This window comes from Streptomyces fradiae ATCC 10745 = DSM 40063, from assembly GCF_008704425.1.
GTDB classification, from domain to species: domain Bacteria; phylum Actinomycetota; class Actinomycetes; order Streptomycetales; family Streptomycetaceae; genus Streptomyces; species Streptomyces fradiae.
The window spans coordinates 3,800,104-3,820,000 of the sequence record NZ_CP023696.1; the positions used below are offsets into that span (position 1 = coordinate 3,800,104).

At 75.2% G+C, this 19,897-nt stretch carries 15 protein-coding genes and 1 rRNA gene (1 of these 16 cut by a window edge); 10 read left to right on the top strand and 6 right to left on the bottom strand.

All coding sequences use genetic code 11. From position 1 onward, the window contains the following. Positions 1-12: 12 nt before the first annotated feature. Positions 13-897: a hypothetical protein gene (locus tag CP974_RS16990; protein ID WP_078915884.1), complete on the top strand. Its 885-nt coding sequence runs from the start codon at positions 13-15 to the stop codon at positions 895-897. Positions 898-1,056: 159 nt separating this feature from the next. Here the strand turns inward: CP974_RS16990 and disA are convergent, their stop codons facing one another. Together disA and radA are read right to left on the bottom strand one after the other, a co-directional pair. Continuing rightward, positions 1,057-2,178, bottom strand: coding sequence for a DNA integrity scanning diadenylate cyclase DisA (disA, locus tag CP974_RS16995; RefSeq protein ID WP_031136173.1), 1,122 nt, complete (start codon positions 2,176-2,178; stop codon positions 1,057-1,059). A 372-nt stretch (positions 2,179-2,550) separates the two neighbouring features. After that, positions 2,551-3,954: a DNA repair protein RadA gene (gene radA, locus CP974_RS17000; RefSeq protein ID WP_031136171.1), complete on the bottom strand. Its 1,404-nt coding sequence runs from the start codon at positions 3,952-3,954 to the stop codon at positions 2,551-2,553. Positions 3,955-4,162: 208 nt separating this feature from the next. On the opposite strand from radA, the gene CP974_RS17005 reads away from it, so the two are divergent. Continuing rightward, on the top strand, positions 4,163-6,235 hold the full coding sequence (locus tag CP974_RS17005) for a sigma-70 region 4 domain-containing protein (RefSeq protein ID WP_085921349.1): 2,073 nt from the start codon (positions 4,163-4,165) through the stop codon (positions 6,233-6,235). 47 nt (positions 6,236-6,282) lie between these two features. Here CP974_RS17005 and CP974_RS17010 read toward each other — a convergent pair whose 3' ends face one another. Beyond that, positions 6,283-7,107 carry a DUF3109 family protein gene (locus tag CP974_RS17010; RefSeq protein ID WP_223844577.1) on the bottom strand — a complete coding sequence of 275 codons (825 nt, stop codon included), beginning with the start codon at positions 7,105-7,107 and terminating at the stop codon, positions 6,283-6,285. Between the two features lie 226 nt (positions 7,108-7,333). Between CP974_RS17010 and CP974_RS17015 the strand changes: the two genes are divergently transcribed. The 3 genes from CP974_RS17015 to ilvD all read left to right on the top strand — a co-directional run bounded on the left by CP974_RS17015 (position 7,334) and on the right by ilvD (position 11,240). Continuing rightward, on the top strand, positions 7,334-8,263 hold the full coding sequence (locus CP974_RS17015; RefSeq protein WP_031136442.1) for a Ppx/GppA family phosphatase: 930 nt from the start codon (positions 7,334-7,336) through the stop codon (positions 8,261-8,263). A 35-nt stretch (positions 8,264-8,298) separates the two neighbouring features. Continuing rightward, entirely contained in the window at positions 8,299-9,129 is an 831-nt protein-coding gene (locus tag CP974_RS17020; protein WP_031136444.1) for a sugar phosphate isomerase/epimerase family protein, read from the top strand. 257 nt (positions 9,130-9,386) lie between these two features. Continuing rightward, the gene (gene ilvD / locus CP974_RS17025) at positions 9,387-11,240 is read left to right on the top strand and encodes a dihydroxy-acid dehydratase (RefSeq protein WP_031136758.1); all 1,854 of its coding nucleotides are present in this window, start codon (positions 9,387-9,389) and stop codon (positions 11,238-11,240) included. 177 nt (positions 11,241-11,417) lie between these two features. Here ilvD and CP974_RS17030 read toward each other — a convergent pair whose 3' ends face one another. Then, positions 11,418-13,886, bottom strand: coding sequence for a serine/threonine-protein kinase (locus CP974_RS17030; RefSeq protein ID WP_150485821.1), 2,469 nt, complete (start codon positions 13,884-13,886; stop codon positions 11,418-11,420). A 161-nt stretch (positions 13,887-14,047) separates the two neighbouring features. Between CP974_RS17030 and CP974_RS17035 the strand changes: the two genes are divergently transcribed. The 3 genes from CP974_RS17035 to proC all read left to right on the top strand — a co-directional run bounded on the left by CP974_RS17035 (position 14,048) and on the right by proC (position 15,919). Continuing rightward, entirely contained in the window at positions 14,048-14,311 is a 264-nt protein-coding gene (locus tag CP974_RS17035) for a peptidase (protein WP_031137190.1), read from the top strand. Positions 14,312-14,441: 130 nt separating this feature from the next. Beyond that, a complete protein-coding gene (locus CP974_RS17040) occupies positions 14,442-14,957 on the top strand; it encodes a hypothetical protein (RefSeq protein ID WP_031137188.1) in 516 nt (171 codons plus the stop codon). A gap of 152 nt (positions 14,958-15,109) precedes the next feature. Then, positions 15,110-15,919 carry a pyrroline-5-carboxylate reductase gene (gene proC, locus CP974_RS17045; protein WP_031137213.1) on the top strand — a complete coding sequence of 270 codons (810 nt, stop codon included), beginning with the start codon at positions 15,110-15,112 and terminating at the stop codon, positions 15,917-15,919. Between the two features lie 145 nt (positions 15,920-16,064). Here proC and CP974_RS17050 read toward each other — a convergent pair whose 3' ends face one another. Next, on the bottom strand, positions 16,065-16,706 hold the full coding sequence (locus tag CP974_RS17050) for a cysteine hydrolase family protein (RefSeq protein WP_223844575.1): 642 nt from the start codon (positions 16,704-16,706) through the stop codon (positions 16,065-16,067). A gap of 238 nt (positions 16,707-16,944) precedes the next feature. Between CP974_RS17050 and CP974_RS17055 the strand changes: the two genes are divergently transcribed. Further along, the gene (locus tag CP974_RS17055; RefSeq protein WP_031136952.1) at positions 16,945-17,910 is read left to right on the top strand and encodes a GlxA family transcriptional regulator; all 966 of its coding nucleotides are present in this window, start codon (positions 16,945-16,947) and stop codon (positions 17,908-17,910) included. Here the strand turns inward: CP974_RS17055 and trpS are convergent. Next, positions 17,877-18,878: a tryptophan--tRNA ligase gene (gene trpS / locus CP974_RS17060; protein WP_031136954.1), complete on the bottom strand. Its 1,002-nt coding sequence runs from the start codon at positions 18,876-18,878 to the stop codon at positions 17,877-17,879. The two genes, CP974_RS17055 and trpS, sit on opposite strands and share 34 nt — an antisense overlap. A gap of 822 nt (positions 18,879-19,700) precedes the next feature. Between trpS and CP974_RS17065 the strand changes: the two genes are divergently transcribed. Further along, a 16S ribosomal RNA gene (locus CP974_RS17065) occupies positions 19,701-19,897 on the top strand; it runs 1,331 nt beyond the window's last position.

The window sequence follows — 19,897 nt, forward strand, 5'->3', positions numbered from 1 at the left end:
ACAGTTTTCGCCGTGGGATCTCTGCGCAATCCGGTCGGGCCGCTTCCCTCCTCCATCTACTGGCGGCGGAGGGCGGTCGTCGCGACCGTGATCGCGCTGCTGGCCGTGCTGATCGTATGGTTCGTCAGTTCCCGCGACAGCGAACGGCGGCCGGGGGCCGACGGTGCCAACGCGGGCTCGCCCGCCCCGTCCATCACACCGGGCCCCTCACCCTCCGGCTCCGCCATCAGCTCGCAGCCCGGCGGGCGCGACGAGTCCGGCGCCTCCGGCGGCCCCGGCGGTACCGCTTCCGGCGGCTCCGGCACGGGCGGCTCCGGTTCCGGTACGGGTGGGGGCCCGGGGGCCGGCACGGGCGGGGATCCCGCCGGGTCGGTCGCGGGCACGGGCTCCGGCGCGGCAGCGGGTACGGGAACCGGCACGGGAGCCGGCACGGGCGCGGGCGGCCAGGGCGGCGGTACGGGCTCCACCCAGCAGGTCCCGGCCGACTCGCCGTTGCCGAACTGCGCGCCGGGCGCGCTCCAGCTCACGCTGAGCAGCACCAAGGTGTCGTACGCCCCCGGTGAGAAGCCGCGCTTCCGGCTGACCGCGCGCAACGGCTCCGGCGCCGGGTGCAAGACCGACCTCGGACCGGCCACGGCCGTCCTGACGATCAGTGACGAGGCCGGTGACGAGATCTGGTCGTCCGAGGACTGCCCGAAGGGCCCCGGCAGCGTGTACGTCGCCGTGCCGGGCGGCGGCACCGCCACCTACACGATCGAGTGGGACCGCCGCCACAGCGCGCCCCGGTGCGCCACGCCGCCGGTGCGGGAGGCGGGGCCGGGCACGTATCTGGCGGAGGCCACGGTGCCGGGCGTCAAGGGCGTACTGCGCTCGTCCATCACGCTGGCCAAGGACTGACACGGCCGCACCGGCCCGGCCGGCCGCGCGGTCCCGCACCGGGCGGGCGATTCCGAGCCGGGCGTGCGGTCCCGAGCAGGGCGGGCCGCACCGGACGTGCGGCTCCCCGCCGGGCGGGCGATTCCGAGCCGGGGGCGCCGGCCGGGCCGCGCCGGTCCGTCAGACGTAGCGTTCGAGGATCGAGGACTCGGCCAGCCGGGACAGGCCCTCGCGGACGCTGCGGGCGCGGGCCTCGCCGACGCCGTCCACGGTCTGGAGGTCGTCCACACTCGCGGCCAGCAGCTTCTGCAGGCCGCCGAAGTGCTCCACGAGCCGCTCGATGATCGCGCCGGGCAGGCGCGGCACCTTCGCCAGCAGGCGGTAGCCGCGCGGCGACACGGCCGAGTCGAGGGTCTCGGGCGAGCCGCTGTAGCCGAGGGCGCGGGCCACCGTCGGCAGCTCCAGCAGCTCGGCGTGCGACAGGGCGTCCAGCTCGGTCAGCGCCTCGGCGACCGTACGGGACCGCTTCGCGGTCGGCTCGGGCACGTAGTCCCGCACCACCAGCTCCCGCTCGGGCTCCACGCCCGCGATCAGCTCGTCCAGCTGGAGGGCGAGGAGGCGCCCGTCGGTGCCGAGCTCGACCACGTACTCCGCGATCTCCGTGGCGATGCGGCGGACCATCTCCAGCCGCTGCGCCACGGCCGTGACGTCCCGGACGGTCACCAGGTCCTCGATCTCCAGCGCGGAGAGCGTCCCGGCCACCTCGTCCAGGCGCAGCTTGTACCGCTCCAGGGTGGCGAGGGCCTGGTTGGCCCGCGACAGGATCGCGGCGGACTCCTCCAGGACGCGGCGCTCGCCGTCCACGTAGAGGGCGATCAGCCGCATCGACTGGGACACGGAGATCACGGGGAAGCCGCACTGCCTGGACACCCGGTCCGCCGTGCGGTGCCGTGTGCCGGTCTCCTCGGTCGGGATGGACGCGTCGGGCACGAGCTGGACGCCGGCGCGCAGGATCTTGGTGATGTCCTTGTCCAGGATGAGCGCGCCGTCGAGCTTGCACAGCTCGCGCAGACGGGTCGCGGTGAACTCGACGTTCAGCACGAAACCGCCGGTGCACATCGACTCGACCGTCTTGTCCATGCCGAGGACGATCAGACCGCCCGTGTTGCCGCGGAGGATGCGCTCCAGTCCGTCCCGCAGCGCCGTGCCGGGGGCGACCGCACTGAGGGACGCGCGCATCAGCGCTTCGTTGCCGGAGCCTCCGCCCGACTTTCCGGGTGTTGCCCGGTCGTTGGCTGCCACTGCACTCCTCCGGCTCGTACGGGTGGGCGAGACCAGCCCAAAGTCTAGCGACCCCCACCGCACCAGTGGCTCCGCCGACAAATCCCCCCTTCGTCTCCCCGTAACCGGCCGGTCGCATTCCCGCACCCGGGGCCCTCCGCCCCGCACCCCGCCCCGCGCGCCCTCCTCGGCCGCCCCGGCGCACCGCCTTCCGTGCCGCGTCAGCTCTGTCCGTCCGCCCCGTCCGTCTGCCCTGTCCGTCCGGCCTGTCCGTCCGGGCCTCGCGTCCCGTCCGGGCCTCGCAGACCCCGGACCCCCGCCCGGTCCGGGCCTGGCCGGGCCCGGAGGCCCCGCCGGTCCGGGGCCGTGGGTGCTACCCCGCCGCCGTGGGTGCTACCCCGCCGCCGCGGGGGCGGAGCCCCGGCGCGTGCGGGGGAGGACCTGGAGGGCCTCGCCGACGTCCGCGACCTCCAGCACGCGCATCCCGGCCGGGACCTTCCCCGGGTCCGTCGGCACCAGCGCGTGGGTGAAGCCCAGCCGGTGCGCCTCCGCGAGGCGCCGCTGCACGCCCGTCACCCGCCGCACCTCCCCGGCGAGGCCCACCTCGCCGATCGCCACCAGGTTCTTCGGCAGCGGCGTGTCGGACGCCGCCGACGCCAGCGCCAGCGCGACCGCCAGGTCGGCGGCCGGCTCCGACAGGCGGACGCCGCCCACCGTCGCGCTGTAGATGTCCCGCTTGCCGAGGGCGCTGATCCGCCCGCGCTGCTCCAGCACCGCGAGCATCATCGACACACGGGAGGTCTCCAGACCGGAGGTGGTGCGCCGCGGCGACGGGATCTGCGAGTCCACCGTCAGCGCCTGCACCTCCGCCACCAGCGGCCGGCGCCCCTCCAGCGTCACCGTCAGGCAGGTGCCCGGCACGGGCTCGGCGCGCCGGGTCAGGAAGAGCCCGCTCGGGTCGGCCAGGCCCGTGATGCCCTCGTCGTGCAGCTCGAAGCAGCCCACCTCGTCGGTCGCCCCGTACCTGTTCTTCACGCCGCGCACGAGGCGCAGCCGCGCGTGCCGGTCGCCCTCGAAGTGCAGCACCACGTCGACCAGGTGCTCCAGCAGCCGGGGGCCCGCGATGGCGCCGTCCTTCGTGACGTGGCCGACGAGCAGCGTGGCCATGCCGCGCTCCTTGGACGCCCGGATCAGCGCCCCGGCGACCTCCCGCACCTGCGCCATGCCGCCCGGCGCACCGTCGATCTCGGGGGAGGCCACCGTCTGGACGGAGTCGAGGATCAGCAGGGACGGCTTGACGGCGTCCAGGTGGCCGAGCACCGCCGACAGGTCCGTCTCCGCCGCGAGGTACAGATGGTCGTGAAGCGCGCCGATCCGGTCGGCCCGCAGCCGCACCTGGCTCGCCGACTCCTCGCCCGTCACGTACAGCGTCGGGTGGTCGCCGCTCGCGGCCTTGGCGGCCACGTCCAGCAGCAGCGTCGACTTCCCCACGCCGGGCTCGCCCGCGAGCAGCACCACGGCGCCGGGCACGAGCCCCCCGCCCAGCACCCGGTCCAGCTCGTCCACGCCCGTCGAACGGGCCGTCGCCCGCCGTCCGTCGACCTGGGCGATCGGCACCGCGGCCGTCGAGACCGGCCCGGCCGCCGTGGTGCGGACGGCGGGCGCGCCGCCGTACTCCTCCACCGTCCCCCACGCCTGGCACTCGGGGCAGCGGCCGAGCCACTTGGCGGTCGTCCAGCCGCACTCGGTGCAGCGGTAGGACGGCCGGTCCTTGGTCGATTTCGTACGGGCAGCCATGCGGCCCACCGTAACGGCCCGCACTGACAGCGACAGGAGCATCGGCGCCCCGCCCCGCGGTACCGGGCCCGTCCCCGCCGTTCCTTAGGGGCCGCCACCGGCCATTGGCAAGTTCCCCTGTCCTCTTTCGAGGGATACGTTCACCCATAAGGCTTAAAAGTGCGGAAGGGGTAAGAGGAGTGTGCCTCGGTCGCCCTACGGTCGCCGGGTGACGAGCAGCAGGCTGGAGCACCCTACGAACACCACCGGCGCACACCGGGCGCGGCGCCGCGCGCCCCGGAGCGGGCCCCGGACGGTCGCGCCGCCCCCGCCCGCACGGTACGAGCGGCACCTCGACGGCCTCTTCACCTACTGCCTCTCCGTGCTGTGCGACCACGACGCGGCCGTCGCCGTGCTGGGCGAGGCCCTGGCCGTGGCCGAGCGCCAGCAGGGGCGCTGCCCCGCCGACCCCGCGCTCGCCAGGGCGTGGCTGTACGCGCTCGCCCGCTGGGCCTGCCTGCGCGAGCTGGCCCGGCGGCGGCGCGCCCGGCCCGGCGCGCACGCCCGGCGCCCGGCCCTCCCGTACGGCGCGCCGGCAGCGGCGCACGCCCCGGAGGCGCCCGCGGACCCGGAGAGCGGCCCCCTGGGAACGGCCCCGCGGACGGCTCCGGGCGCCGCCCCGTACGCCTCCGGCGCCACCCCGCCGGGCGCGGGGACCCCTCCGCGCGCCCCCGGCCCGCGCCGGCCCGCGCCCGCCCCGTCCGCGCACCGGCCGACGGCCGCCGTCGACCCGGTACCTCCCGGCGGCACCGAGCCCACCGGTCCCCCGCCCACCGCCGCCGGACCCGGTACCACCCCAGGCCCCGACCGCCCCGACCGCCCCGACCGCCCCGACCGCACCGGGACCACCGGAATCGCCCCGAGCCCCGACCGCACCGGTACCTCTGGTACCTCCGGAATCGCCGGTAGCACCGGAACCACCGGTACCACCGGTACCACCGACCGCCACCGCGACGAGCTGGCCCTCCTCGCCTGGCCCGAGGCGGCCGGGACCACCCCGGAGCAGCGGGAGGCCCTGGAGCTGGCGGTGCGGCACCAGCTGGGCCACGCCGAGGTCGCCGCCGTCCTCGGGATGGCCCCGCAGGCCGCCCGCGAGCTGCTGTCGGCCGCCGCGTGCGAGGTGGAGCGCACCCGCGCCGCCCTGTCCGTCGTGGAGAACGGCACCTGCCCCGCCGTCGCGCGGCTCACCGGCGACCACCGCGTCCTGCTGTCGGCCGCCCTGCGGCGGGAGCTGGTCCGGCACGTGGACGACTGCCCGCGGTGCCGCCGTACGGCCGAACGCGCCGAGGCCGCCGGACCCTGGCCCGGCTCCACGGTGACCCCGGCCACCCTCCCGCTCGTGCCGGCCCCCCGCCCGGCGGCGCGCGCCGCGATGCTGCACGCCCCCAGGACGCGCTCCGCGGGCCCGCGCTTCGGACGGGACGGCTTCCCCCTCGACCCCAAGGACCAGGCGGCGCGGCGCGACCGGATGCGGGCGCGCGCGGTGACGACCACCGTCGTGGCCACGGTCATCGCGGCGCCCGTCCTCGCGCTGTGGGCCGCGTACCGGAGTGACACGGCGGGCGACGAGGGCCGCGGCGACCAGGCGTTCAGCGCCACGGACGAGACGGGCGCCCCGGCGGGCGACCGCCACTACGCGAACGCGGGCAGCGCGCAGGCCGACCCCGGCTTCCGCACGCGCCGCCAGGCACCGGACGTCTCGGTCGAGGTGGTGGGCGGCGGCTCGGCCCCGTCGCCCGCCCTGTCCGGTCGCGTCGGGCCGGGCCGGGTCGCGGTCACCGCCCAGCCGTACGGCACGGCGACGCTGCTGACGCTCACCGCGACCGGCGGCCGCGTCGACTGGTCGCTGTGGACGGACGCCCCCTGGTTGTACGCGAGCCGCACGTCCGGCGCGCTGGAGCCGGGCGCGTCGGTGAAGGTGTACGTCTCCGTGGACCGCGCCCGCGAGCCGCGCGGCCCGTGGAGCGCGCGCATCCACGTGCACCCGTCGGGCGCCGTCGTCTCGCTCACCGGGTACGGCCCCGACGACCGCCCCGGCACCTCCGCGCGGCCCCGTCCGCCGTCCCGGCCCGCGCCGCCGCCGGACACGCCGCCCGCCCCGTCGCCGACCCCGCCGCCCCCGTCGAGCGAGCCGCCCCCGGCGACGCAGCCACCGCCGTCCGAGCCGCCCGCCCCGTCGCCGACCCCGCCGCCCGCGACGGAGCCGCCCGCGTCGGAGCCCCCGGCCCCTGACGGCCCCTGACGGCGTCCCCGGCCCCTGACGGCGCCGGCTACGGGGCCACCCGCCTCCTACCCCTGGTCCGCGCGGACCGGGTCCGCCGGGTGCGGGGCCACCAGGGGCAGCGCCGACGCGAGCCGGGCCTCGCACAGCCCGGCCAGCACGTCGTAGGCGGCCTCGCCCATCAGCTCCGTCAGCTCCGGCCGGTACGTGACGTAGACCGGCTCGCCCGCCCCGTGCGCCGAGGTCGCGGAGGTGCACCACCAGTGCAGGTCGTGGCCGCCGGGGCCCCAGCCCCGGCGGTCGTACTCGCCGATCGACACCTGGAGCACCTTGGTGTCGTCCGGTCGCTCGATCCAGTCGTACGTCCGCCGCACCGGCAGCTGCCAGCACACGTCCGGCTTGGTCTCCAGCGGCTCGCGGCCCTCCCGCAGGGCCAGGATGTGGAGCGCGCACCCGGCGCCGCCCGCGAAGCCGGGGCGGTTCTGGAAGATGCAGGAGCCCTCCCAGCGGCGGGTCTGGCGCTCACCGTCCTCGTCGAGCTGCACCCACCCGGACGAGACGCCCTCGTCGTGGAACTGCCACAGCTGCGGCGTCAGCCGCGCCACGTGCCCGGCGACGCGCTTCTCGTCGTCCTCGTCGGAGAAGTGCGCGCCCAGCGTGCAGCAGCCGTCGGCGGCGCGGCCGGCCTGGATGCCCTGGCAGCCGCTGCCGAAGACGCACGTCCAGCGGGACGTCAGCCAGGTCAGGTCGCAGCGGAAGACTTGGTCCTCGTCGGCCGGGTCGGGGAACTCCACCCACGCGCGCGGGAAGTCCAGGCCCTTCTCGTCGTCCTCCGGAGCCTTGGGCACCTCCAGAGCCTCGGGCGCCTCGGGCGTCCCGTGCACCCCCGCCATGTCGGGAGCCCCGGGGACCTCCGCCACCACAGGCTCCACCAGCGCCGCGGGAACCCCGGAGGTCACGGCAGGCGCACCGGAGACCGCCGGGACGGCGGGCCCGGCCCCCGCCAGGGCGTCGCGCTTCTTGCTGCCGGATCCCGTTTTGCCCGGCTTGGCCTTCTTCGTCTTTGGCACCCTTCCAGCGTAGGGGCAGCCCGGAGCGCGGGAGCAGTAGCGTGCTGCCATGAGACTCGGAGTCCTCGACGTCGGTTCGAACACGGTGCACCTGCTGGTCATGGACGCCCATCCGGGCGCCTGCCCGCTGCCCGCCCACTCGCACAAGGTGGAGCTGCGCCTCGCCGAACTGCTCGACGCGGACGGCGCGATCGGCGCCCCCGGCATCGACCGGCTGGTCGCCGTCGTGCGGGACGCCCTGCACACGGCGGAGGAGAAGGGCTGCGAGGCCGTCCTGCCCTTCGCCACCTCCGCCGTCCGCGACGCCGCCAACGCGGACGCCGTCCTCGCGCGCGTGAAGGCCGAGACGGGGGTGACCCTCCAGGTGCTCACCGGTGAGGAGGAGGCCCGGCTGACGTTCCTCGCCGCCCGTCGCTGGTTCGGCTGGTCGGCGGGCAAGCTGCTGCTCCTCGACATCGGCGGCGGCTCGCTGGAGATCGCGTACGGCATCGACGAGGAGCCCGACACGGCCGCGTCCCTGCCGCTCGGCGCAGGGCGGCTCACCGCCGGCTGGCTGCCCGGCGACCCGCCGGACCCGGCCGACGTGCGCGCGCTGCGCCGCCACGTGCGCGCGGAGATAGCGCGGACGGTCGGCGAGTTCGCCCGGTTCGGGCCGCCGGACCACGTCGTCGCCACGTCCAAGACGTTCAAGCAGCTGGCCCGGATCGCCGGGGCGCCGGGTTCCGGCGAGGGGCTGTACGCGCAGCGCCTGCTGAGCCGTGCGTCACTCGAGGCGTGGGTGCCGAAGCTGGCCGGGATGACCGTCGAGCAGCGCCGCGAGCTGCCCGGGGTGTCGCCGTCGCGGGCCGCGCAGCTGCTGGCCGGGGCGCTGGTGGCGGAGGCGGCGATGGACCTGCTCGGTGTCGGGGCGGTGGAGATCTGCCCGTGGGCGCTGCGCGAGGGCGTCATCCTGCGGCGCCTCGACCACCTCCCCGAGTGACCGGCCGGGCCCGTACCCTTTCCCTCGTGGCAGACGTGGCACAGCAAGCGGACCGGGCGGGGGCGCGCGCGCCCCGCGCGAAGGTCGCCCTCTCGACGGCCTCGGTCTACCCGGAGTCGACGGCGACGGCCTTCGAGGTCGCCGCGCGCCTCGGGTACGACGGCGTCGAGGTCATGGTGTGGACGGACCCGGTCAGCCAGGACCTGGAGGCCCTGCGCAGGCTGTCCGACTACCACCAGGTGCCCGTCCTCGCCGTGCACGCGCCCTGCCTGCTGATCACGCAGCGGGTCTGGTCGACCGACCCGTGGGTGAAGCTCCAGCGGGCCCGTACGGCGGCGGAGAAGCTGGGCGCGTCGACGGTCGTCGTCCACCCCCCGTTCCGCTGGCAGCGGCAGTACGCGCGCGACTTCGTCGACGGCGTCTGGCGGATGGCGAACGAGACGGACGTGCGGTTCGCCGTCGAGAACATGTACCCCTGGCGCTACCGCGACCGCGAGATGCTCGCGTACGCCCCCGAGTGGGACGTCACCAAGGACGACTACCGCCACTACACGGTCGACCTCTCCCACACGGCGACCGCCCGGACGGACGCGCTGGCCATGGTGTCCCGCATGGGCGACCGGCTGGGCCACGTCCACCTCGCGGACGGCCGCGGCTCCGCGAAGGACGAGCACCTGGTACCGGGCCGGGGCACGCAGCCGTGCGCCGAACTGCTGGAGCACCTGACCCGCACGGGCTTCGACGGGCACGTCGTCATCGAGGTCAACACGCGGCGCGCCATGTCCGCCGCCGAACGGGAGGCCGACCTCGCGGAGGCGCTGGCCTTCACCCGGCAGCACCTGGGGACGTCCGCCGGGGTGCTGTGACGGGCGTGCTGTGACGGGCGTGCCGTGACGGGAGCGCGCCCCCCGCGCGCCCGGCAGGCGCCCCGCCCCGCCGCGCGCCCCACCCCCGCTCCGCCGCCCCGCACGCGCCCGCCCGCCGCCCCGCACGCGCCCGCCCGCCGCCCCGCACGTGCCCGCCAGGCGAGCCGGACGTCCCACCATGCGGACGTGGTGTCCACTACCTGGAGGGGCGGCGTACGCTCGAAGGAGCCAGTCTCTCTGATGAGGAGCGAGCGACGATGCCCGAGCTGAGGTCCCGCACAGTCACCCACGGCCGCAACATGGCGGGCGCCCGCGCCCTTATGCGGGCCTCCGGGGTACCGGGCGAGGACATCGGCCGCAAGCCCATCATCGCCGTCGCCAACTCCTTCACCGAGTTCGTCCCCGGCCACACCCACCTCCAGCCGGTCGGCCGGATCGTCAGCGAGGCCATCCGCGCGGCGGGGGCCATCCCGCGCGAGTTCAACACCATCGCCGTGGACGACGGCATCGCCATGGGCCACGGCGGCATGCTGTACTCGCTGCCCTCCCGCGACCTGATCGCCGACTCCGTCGAGTACATGGTCGAGGCGCACTGCGCGGACGCGCTGATCTGCATCTCCAACTGCGACAAGATCACCCCCGGCATGCTGATGGCGGCGCTGCGCCTCGACATCCCGACGGTCTTCGTCTCCGGCGGCCCCATGGAGTCCGGCCGCGCCACGCTGGTCGACGGCACGGTCCGCACGCTCGACCTGGTCGACGCGATCTCCGACGCGGTCAACGACAAGATCTCCGACGAGGACATCCTCCGCATCGAGGAGAACGCCTGTCCGACGTGCGGCTCCTGCTCCGGCATGTTCACCGCCAACTCGATGAACTGCCTGACGGAGGCCATCGGCCTGTCCCTCCCCGGCAACGGCTCCGTCCTCGCCACCCACACCGCCCGCCGCGCCCTGTACGAGAACGCGGCCCGCACGGTCGTCGACATCACGAAGCGGTACTACGAGCAGGACGACGCCTCGGTCCTGCCGCGCAACGTCGCCACGTTCGCCGCCTTCGAGAACGCCATGGCCCTGGACATCGCCATGGGCGGCTCCACCAACACGATCCTGCACCTGCTGGCCGCCGCGCAGGAGGCGGGCGTCCCCTTCGGGCTGGAGGAGATCGACGCCGTCTCGCGCCGCGTCCCCTGCCTGGCGAAGGTCGCGCCGAACGTCGCGAAGGACCGCACGTACTACATGGAGGACGTGCACCGCGCCGGCGGCATCCCCGCCCTGCTGGGCGAGCTGCACCGCGCGGGCCTGCTGAACGAGGACGTGCACGCCGTCCACAGCCCGTCGCTCGCGGACTGGCTGAAGAGCTGGGACGTGCGCGGCGGCTCCCCGTCGCCGGAGGCCGTCGAGATGTGGCACGCGGCGCCCGGCTGCGTCCGGTCCGCGGAGGCGTTCTCCCAGTCGGAGCGGTGGGAGGCGCTGGACCTCGACGCCGAGGGCGGCTGCATCCGCTCGGCGGAGCACGCCTACTCGAAGGACGGCGGCCTGGCGGTCCTGCGGGGCAATCTGGCGGTCGACGGCTGCGTGGTGAAGACGGCCGGCGTGGACGAGTCGATCTGGACGTTCGAGGGCCCGGCGGTCGTCTGCGAGTCCCAGGAGGAGGCCGTCGAGAAGATCCTCAACAAGCGGGTGAAGGACGGCGACGTCGTCGTCATCCGCTACGAGGGCCCCAAGGGCGGTCCGGGCATGCAGGAGATGCTGTACCCGACGTCGTTCCTGAAGGGCCGGGGACTCGGCAAGACCTGCGCGCTGATCACCGACGGGCGCTTCTCGGGCGGCACGTCCGGTCTGTCCATCGGCCACGCGTCGCCGGAGGCGGCGTCGGGCGGCACGATCGCCCTCGTCGAGGACGGTGACCGCATCCGCATCGACATCCCGAACCGGACGATCGAGCTGCTGGTCGACGACGACACGCTCGCGGCCCGCCGGGACGCCCTCGCCGGGACGTACGCCCCGAAGGACCGCACGCGCAAGGTGTCGGCGGCCCTGCGCGCGTACGCGGCGATGGCCACCAGCGCCGACAAGGGCGCGGTCCGCGACATCACCCGCCTGCCCTGACCCGCCTGGCCCCCGGGCCCGCCCCGGGGGCTCCGCGCCCTACGCCGTACGGGCGCCCCACGCCGTACGGGCGTCGGCGCCGCACGGGCGTTCCGGCTCCGCCCGAGCCCGGAGCGGCCCCGCCCGCCCCGTAGCCGAGGCGGGCCGGGGCCGGGCCGGGGCTCCCGCCCAGGCCACTCACCACCCCGCCGGGTCCACCCCGAACACCGTGCCGTCCGGCGCCCCGCCGTACACCTTGCCGCCCGCCGCCACGGGGGCCGCCAGTAAGGGCACGACACCGCCGGCCATGCGCGGCCCGCTCTGCCCGGCCAGCACCCCGCGCTCCGCGTCGACGCCCAGCAGCCGCCCGTCACCGGCCATCAGGAACACCCGGCCGCCCGCGACCACCGGCCTCGACACCCGCGCCGCCCCGGTCTCCAGCCGCCACAGCTCCCGCCCGCCCCCGGCGCCGGCACCCAGGTCCACCGCCGCCAGCGCCCCGCCGGACCCGACCACGTACGCGGTCCGGCCGTCCACCACGGCCTGCGCCTGGTCCGCCGCCCCCGACAGGGCCACCCGCCGCACACCCCGGTCCCGCAGGTCCAGCCGTACGACCGCGTCCGTGTACAGGTCCCGGTCGGCGGAGAGCAGCACCAGCGCCCCCCGCGCCACCTGTACGGGGGTGAGCGCACCGGGCACCCGCTCGCGCCACAGCACCCGGCCGTCCCGCGGGTCCACGGCGCTGACCTCCGTCGATGCCCCGTCCACGGCGACGGCCGCCGCGTACACGGGCTCGCCCGCCGCCGCCCCGGCCACCCACTGCGCGCGTGCGGCCGGCCGCCCCGACCAGCGCTCGGCGCCCGTCGCGGCGTCCAGCGCCCGCGCCCGCCCGTCCGCGCGGACGAGGAGCACCGTGTCGGGGCCGTGCACCACGCCCGTGTACGCCCCCAGGTCCGCACCCCACCGCACGGCGCCCGAGGCCGCGTCCAGGGCCTCCAGCCGGGAGGCCCCACCCGTCGCCGCCCGGCCGCTGACCACCCGTACGAGGCCGTCCGCGGCCACCACGGGCGCGGCCTCGCGCGGTGTGCTCTCGCGCGGTGTGCCCTCGCGCGGCGCGGCCGGCGGCCCGGCCGGGACGGACCAGACGACCGTCCCGTCGGCCGCGTCCAGCCGTGCGGCCTTCACCCCGGACGCGGAGCAGTACAGTGCGCCCGCCGCGGCGGCGCAGACGGGGGGCTGCCCGGCAGCACCCCCCGTACCGAGCGGCACCGCCCACTCCCGGAACCCCCTCGCGGCGGCGGCCGCCCCGGCGTCCGCGGCGCCGGAGGGCCCGCCCGTGTGCCGTACGGCGATCAGCCCGCCGACGAGCGCCCCGGCTACGGCGACGGCCGCGGCGACCCACACGAGCCGGGGCCGCGCCCGGCGCACCCCGGCGGCCCCGGCGACAGCACCGCTCCCGACCGCGCCGCCACCACCGGCCAGCCGGCCGTCCCCACCCGACACCGCCCCCTCAGCTCCACCGGCAACCCCATCGCCCCCGCAAGACCCACCCCCAGCTCCACCCCCAACCCCACTGCCCCCAACCCCCCGAACCCCACGGCCCCCACCAACCACCTCTCCCACACCGGCAGACCGCTGCTCCGGCACCACCGCACCCCGCCCGGCCCCGCGCTGTGCGGGCACCCGAGCCACCTCAGCCCCCGCACCGCCACCCGACCCCGCCCCACCAGCCACACCCGAACCCGCATCCGCCCCCGAACCCGCATCCGCCCCCGAACCCGCCCCCGAGCCCACACCACCCCCGTCGCCCACACCACCCCCGTCACCCACAGCACCCCCATCACCCCGCACCCGCAACGCGGCCATGACCTCCTCCGGCGTGGGCCGCGCGTCCGGGTCCTTGGCGAGGCACCGCCGCAGCAGCGGGGCGAGCCCGTCCGGCACCCCGGCCAGATCGGGCTCGTTGTGGACCACCTGGTACGCCACCACGTACGGGCTGTTCGAGTCGAAGGGCCCCCGCCCCGTCGCCGCGTGCACCAGCATGGCGCCCATCGCGAACACGTCCGCGGCCGGGCCCACGTCGCGCGGGCGCTGGAACTGCTCGGGCGCCATGAACGGCGGCGTGCCGATCAGCCGTCCGGTCTCGGTCCGCACATCGCTGTCGCTGGGCCGGGAGATGCCGAAGTCGATGACCTTCGGCCCGTCCGCCGCGAGGAGGACGTTGCTGGGCTTCAGGTCCCGGTGGACGACGCCCGCCCGGTGGATGTCGCGCAGCGCCTCCGCGAGCCCGGCACCGAGCCTGCGCAGTTCGGCCGCGTCCAGGGGCCCGTTCCGCTTGACCCGCTCGGACAGCGTCGGCCCGTCGGTGAACAGGGTCGCCATCCAGGGCCGCGCGGCATCCGGGTCGGCGTCGACGACCGGCGCGGTGAACGCCCCGCTCACCCGCCGGGCGGCGTCGACCTCCTGCCGGAAACGCGCCCTGAACTCGGGGTCCGCCGCGTGCTCCAGGTGGATCACCTTCACGGCGAGGCGCAGCCCCGAGTCGGACCTGGCGAGCCGGACGACCCCCATGCCCCCCGAGCCCAGCCAGTCCTCCAGCCGGTACCTGCCGGCGTACTCCGGATGCTCCGCTTCCGGTACGGGACCGGAGCTGCGCAGCGGCGGCATCGTCCACCCCCGTGTGTGCTCGCTCGGACGCGCGACGCACGGCCCGGGCGCGCGCGACGCACGGAGCCTAGTCGATGATGCGTGCGATGTCGGTGTGGCTTGTTAGCCTCCGAACCCATGGAAGCACCCGCATCGGGCGGGCGCCTCGGGGGGAGGCACAGATGAGTACGAACTCGGTCAAGCGCTATCCGGTCGCGCCGGGGGTCCAGCTCCGCGTCCGCAGCGGTCCGGGCACGCAGTACGGTGTGATCAAGACCCTGCCGACGGGCGTGCGGGTCCCGATCAACTGCCAGTCGCCCGGCACCTGGGTCACCGGCACGTACGGCACGTCGAACATCTGGGACAACATCGGCAACGGCGAATGGGTCGCCGACGCGTACGTCATGACCGGTGCCGACGGATACGTGACGGTGCGCTGCGGCTGACGGGCACGGCGGCGGCGACGGCCGGCGGGGGATAATCGGCCCCGTGAGCGACCCCACGGCCAGCACGGACCCCACCAACGACAAGCCGGCGAACGACACGTCCACGAACGACAAGCCGACGAACGACGAGATCGCCGACGGCACACCCCCGGCCACCGCCCCAGCCGCCCGGCCGGACGGACCGCGGCCCGAGCCCCTGCGCTTCTTCGGCACGACGTGGGTCGGTCACGACGGCGGGTACGGGCTGAGGCGGGCCGGGGTGGCGGCCGGGTCACTGGCCGCCGCCGTCGCGGGCGCGCTCGTGCTGCGCTTCGCGTACGAGGGGCTGGCCATCGCCAGCGTCGGCGGCTTCGTGAACGGCCTGCTGGTCGTGATGTTCGCGGTGTGCACGGCCATCGCGTTCCAGCGCACGTGGGAGGGGTTCGTCCGCCGCCCGGCCGACCCGGCCCGCGAGGAGGCCCTGCGGAGCCTGAAGGCGGTCGGCTTCGTCGGCTCGCTGCTCGCCTACTTCGTCCGTTCGCTCGTCGAGGCGCCCGGCGAGAAGCTCGCCCGAGCCGAGTACGAAGCGGCCCGAGCCCGCCACGAGAAGCGCCGCACCACCCGCACGGGAAACCCGGCCGCCCGCAAGAAGCGCCCCCGCCGCTGACCCCGCCACCCCGCCCCCCACCCCACCAGGCCCCCCACCCCGCCTCCACCGGCCCGCCCATACCGCCCCTCGGACACCCCGACCACCGCGCCCGCCCCGGTGGAAGGATGGCCCCCGGCAGGTACCCAGCGCATGGCGAGGTGAGCAGAGCAATGACCCAGACAGTCGCGGTACTCGGCACCGGCAAGATCGGCGAGGCGCTCCTCAGCGGGATGATCCGGGCCGGCTGGCCCGCCGCCCGCCTCCTGGTCACCGCCCGCCGCCGGGAACGCGCCGACGAGCTGCGCTCCCGCTACGGCGTCGAAGCCGTCGGCAACGCCGAGGCCGCCAAGCGCGCCGACACGCTGATCCTCGCCGTCAAGCCGCAGGACATGGGCCGCCTCCTCGACGAGCTGGCCCACCACGTCACCCGCGACCACCTGGTCATCAGCGCCGCCGCCGGCATCACCACCGCCTTCATCGCGGAGCGCCTCGCACCGGACACCCCGGTCGTCCGCGTCATGCCGAACACCCCCGTCCTCGTCGACGAGGGCATGTCCGTGATCTCCGCCGGGGCCCACGCCACCACCGACCACCTCGCACACGCGGAGGAGATCTTCGGTGCCGTCGGCAAGACCCTCCGCGTCCCCGAGTCCCAGCAGGACGCGGCGACGGCGCTGTCCGGCTCGGGTCCGGCGTACTTCTACTTCCTGGTCGAGGCCATGACCGACGCGGGCATCCTCCTCGGTCTGCCCCGCGCCCAGGCCCACGACCTGATCGTCCAGGCGGCCATCGGCGCGGCCGTGATGCTCCGCGACAGCGGCGAGCACCCGGTGAAGCTCCGCGAGGCCGTCACGTCCCCGGCGGGCACGACCATCAGCGCCATCCGCGAGCTGGAGAACCACGGCGTACGGGCCGCACTGATCGCCGCCCTGGAAGCGGCCCGCGACCGCAGCCGCGAACTGGCCTCCGGCAACGGCTGACCCCCGGCCACCGGCCACCGGCCGCCCCCAAGCCGACAAGCCGACGGGCGACCCGCCGACAGCCGACAGCCGCACCGGCCGACAGCCGCACCGGCCGACGAGCCGCGCCGGCCGACGAGCCGCCCAAGCCGGGGACGACGGACCGCTACGCCCCGCCCTCACCCCCCAGCCCCCGCAGCACGGCCGCCGTCGACACGACCCGCGCGAACCCACCCGCCTGCAGGGAGACCGCCGTCGCCCGTGACAGCTCGTCGGCCGTCAGCGTCCAGCCGAAGGGCCCCGCCGCGTCGAAGGTGTGCATGGCATCCAGCGGGAACAGCACGTCGTAGCCGAGGTTCCCGCCCATCCGGGCGGTCGTCTCGTTGCACATGTTCGTCTGGATGCCGATCACCACGATCTGCCGCACCCCCGCACCGCGCAGCCATGCGTCGAGGTCCGGCTCCCCGTAGAACGCCGAGTTCACCGACTTCGTCACCAGCAGCTCCGGCCCCGCGCCCCTGCCCAGCCGCTCCGCGACCACGTCCTGGAAGGCGTTGCCCGGCCGGCCCGGCCGCAGCGGGGACCGCGGCGACCGCGAGTCGTGCCGTACGAACACGACCGGCCGCCCCGACGTCTGCCACGCGTCGATCAGCGCGGCCATGTTCTCCTCGGCCCCCGGGTTGTTCCTCGGCCCCCAGTACGGCTCCCCGAAGCCCCGCTGCACGTCCACCACGATCAGCGCGGCGTCGGCCACCACCTCGACCCGGTCCCCGCCGGGACCACCCATGACCTGCTCGTTCAGTTCCATGCCGCTCATCCTCCGGCCGGGGCGCCCACCCCCACCAGTGGCGGAAACGCCGCCCATCGATGGGATGCCGCCACCCCCGTGGCACCCTGACCCCATGCCGCCGCACCCCAGCCCCGCATCCCCGAGCGCAGCACCACCCCCCAGCCCCAGCCACACCCCCGCAGCCACCCCCGGCGTCCCCGCCTCCGACCCTCCCAGCGCACCAAGCCCCTCACCGCCACCCCCCTACCGCGTGGCCATGCTCGCCTTCCCCGGCGTCAGGGCCTTCGACGTCTCCGTCGTCACCGAGGTGTGGGGCGTCGACCGCGCCGACCGCGGCGTCCCGCCGTTCGAACTGCGCCGCGCCGCCGAGCACCCCGGCACGCCGATCCCCCTCCCCGGCGGCCTCGCGCTCACCCCCGACCGCCCCCTCGGCTGGCTCGACCGGGCCGACCTCGTCATCGTCCCCGGGCTCACCGACCCCGACGTGGAGATCGCCGGCCCCGTCCTCGACGCCCTGCGCCGGGCCCACCGGGCGGGCACCCCCGTCGCCGCCCTCTGCGCCGGGGCGTTCGCCCTCGCCCGCGCCGGCCTCCTCGACGGCCGCCGCGCCGTCACCCACTGGTACGTCGCCGACCGCCTCCGCGCCCGCCACCCCGCCGTCACTGTCGAACCGAACGCCCTGTTCATCGAGGACGGCGGCGTGTGGACCTCCGCCGGCACCGCCGCCGGCGTCGACCTGTGCCTCCACCTCGTCCGCACCGTCCACGGCGCCGAGACCGCGGCGACCATCGCCCGCGCCATGGTCACCGCCCCGTTCCGCACCGGCACGCAGGCGCAGTTCATCGAGCACCCCACGCCCCGCGCCGACCGCGACGCCGACGCCCTCGCCGCGGTACGCGCCCACGCCCTGGCGCACCTCGACGCACCGCACACCGTTGCCTCGCTCGCGGCCCGCGCGGGCATGTCCCCCCGCACCTTCGCCCGCCACTTCCAGGCGACCACCGGCACGCCCCCGCTGCGCTGGCTCACCGCCCAGCGCGTCGCCGCCGCCCAGAAACTCCTCGAACGCACCGACCACCCCCTCCCGGAGGTGGCCCGCCGCGCGGGCTTCGGCAGCGAGGTGACCATGCGGCAGCACTTCGCCGCCCACCTCGCCACCAGCCCGCGCGACTACCGGGCCGCGTTCCGTCAGGCCGCCGGTACCAGCCCCACCGCCCGGTAGGCCCGGTCCACCACTGGACGCGCCAGGGCCCGCGCCCGCTCGGCACCGGCCCGCAGCACCCCGTCCACGTACGCCGGGTCGGCCACCAGCTCCGCGTGGCGCTCCCGTACCGGCCGCAGCAGCTCCACCACCGCGTCCGCCACGTCCCGCTTCAGCGCCCCGTACGAGGAGTAGCCGGCGGCCAGCTCCGCCGGGTCACCCGCACCGGTCGACACGGCGAGCACGTCCAGCAGGTTCGCCAGGCCGGGCCGGCCCTCCCGGTCGTAGACGACGTCCCGGCCGCTGTCGGTGACCGCCCGCATCACCTTCCGCCGCACCGTGTCCGGCTCGTCCAGCAGGTAGACGATGCCCGGCCCGGTGTCGTCGGACTTCCCCATCTTGACCGAGGGGTCCTGGAGGTTCATGACCCGCGCCCCGACGGCCGGGTGCGTCGCCCGCGGCACGGTGAAGGTGTGCCCGTACCGCTGGTTGAACCGCACGGCCAGGTCCCGCGTCAGCTCCACGTGCTGTGTCTGGTCGTCGCCCACGGGCACCTCGTCCGTGCCGTACGCGAGGATGTCCGCCGCCATCAGGACCGGGTACGTCAGCAGCGAGAGCCGTACGCTCCCCCCGCGCTCCCGCTCCCGCGCCGCCTTCTCCTTGTACTGGACCATGCGGCGCATCTCCCCGTCGGTCGCCGTGCACTCCAGCAGGTACGACAGCCGCGCGTGCTCGTCCACGTGGCTCTGTACGAACAACACGCACCGCTCCGGGTCGAGCCCCGCCGCCAGCAGCAGGGACGCCGCCTGCCGGCTGAGCCGCCGCAGCCGCGCGGGATCGTGGTCCACGGTCAGCGCGTGCAGGTCCACGACGCAGAACAGCGCGTCCGCCCGGTGCTGGTCCTCCTCGATCCACTTCCGCACGGCCCCGATGTAGTTGCCCAGCGTCAGGTGCCCGGTCGGCTTGACCCCGCTGAAGATCCGCTTCATGTCCGTCGTCCCTCTCACTCCTGGTCCAGGCCGCCACTTCCGCGGCCGCCCCACCCGGAGGGGGAAACGCGAACGGCCGCCGAGGCGGCGGCCGTTGTGTGCATGCGTCAGCGCGGCCGCCGTCAGGCGGCCCACCACAGGAGGCTGTGCGCATGCGTAGTCATGCGCCGACTCTACCGGGGTAGGGGCGTGGGTTGACAGTGGTGCGGGCGATGCGTATGGTTCTCCGAGTTGTCCGACGTGAGCGCCGACTCCGGTCGGTCCCCGGACAGCCAATCCGCAAGAACCACTCCCAGCGAGCGACTATCCGTCGCCTCGCTTTACGTGTGCTTTTGCGGAATGAGGAATCCACGTTCGAAAGAGCGGGGGCCCCGATTAGCTTCGGGGCCGCGGATTCGCTAAGGTTCACGGCGTCGGAACGGCCCAACAGCCGCGATGGCGAAACCCGCTGACTGGGAATCAGGCCCGAAAGGATCTGATAGAGTCGGAACCGCCGGAAAGGGAAAGCGCGAAAGCGCAGAACAGCCCGGCAGCCCGCTCCAGCGGGTGGCAGAAACGGAAAACGGATCTGCTAAGCTGGAAACACCGAAGGGAAGCGCCCGGAGGAAAGCCCGCAGGGAAGCCTGAGGGTGAGTACAAAGGAAGCGTCCGTTCCTTGAGAACTCAACAGCGTGCCAAAAGTCAACGCCAGATATGTTGATAACCCCGTCTCTCAGAGACGAGGTTCCTTTGAAACACACAGCGAGGACGCTGAGAACCAGAAGGATCATTCCTCCTTCCGGTTCCGCTCAACGCGAGTGTCACCCGGAGTACCGGGAAGCATTCACGGAGAGTTTGATCCTGGCTCAGGACGAACGCTGGCGGCGTGCTTAACACATGCAAGTCGAACGATGAACCCACTTCGGTGGGGGATTAGTGGCGAACGGGTGAGTAACACGTGGGCAATCTGCCCTGCACTCTGGGACAAGCCCTGGAAACGGGGTCTAATACCGGATACGACCACTTCAGGCATCTGATGG

Excerpts from the sequence above, each read along its gene's own strand:
- radA (WP_031136171.1), bottom strand. The coding sequence starts at position 3,954 with ATGGCTGCCCGTACGAAATCGACCAAGGACCGGCCGTCCTACCGCTGC.
- CP974_RS17010 (WP_223844577.1), bottom strand. The coding sequence starts at position 7,107 with ATGGCGGGGGTGCACGGGACGCCCGAGGCGCCCGAGGCTCTGGAGGTG.
- CP974_RS17015 (WP_031136442.1), top strand. The coding sequence starts at position 7,334 with ATGAGACTCGGAGTCCTCGACGTCGGTTCGAACACGGTGCACCTGCTG.
- ilvD (WP_031136758.1), top strand. The coding sequence starts at position 9,387 with ATGCCCGAGCTGAGGTCCCGCACAGTCACCCACGGCCGCAACATGGCG.
- CP974_RS17030 (WP_150485821.1), bottom strand. The coding sequence starts at position 13,886 with ATGCCGCCGCTGCGCAGCTCCGGTCCCGTACCGGAAGCGGAGCATCCG.
- CP974_RS17035 (WP_031137190.1), top strand. The coding sequence starts at position 14,048 with ATGAGTACGAACTCGGTCAAGCGCTATCCGGTCGCGCCGGGGGTCCAG.
- proC (WP_031137213.1), top strand. The coding sequence starts at position 15,110 with ATGACCCAGACAGTCGCGGTACTCGGCACCGGCAAGATCGGCGAGGCG.
- CP974_RS17050 (WP_223844575.1), bottom strand. The coding sequence starts at position 16,706 with ATGGAACTGAACGAGCAGGTCATGGGTGGTCCCGGCGGGGACCGGGTC.
- CP974_RS17055 (WP_031136952.1), top strand. The coding sequence starts at position 16,945 with ATGCTCGCCTTCCCCGGCGTCAGGGCCTTCGACGTCTCCGTCGTCACC.
- trpS (WP_031136954.1), bottom strand. The coding sequence starts at position 18,878 with ATGAAGCGGATCTTCAGCGGGGTCAAGCCGACCGGGCACCTGACGCTG.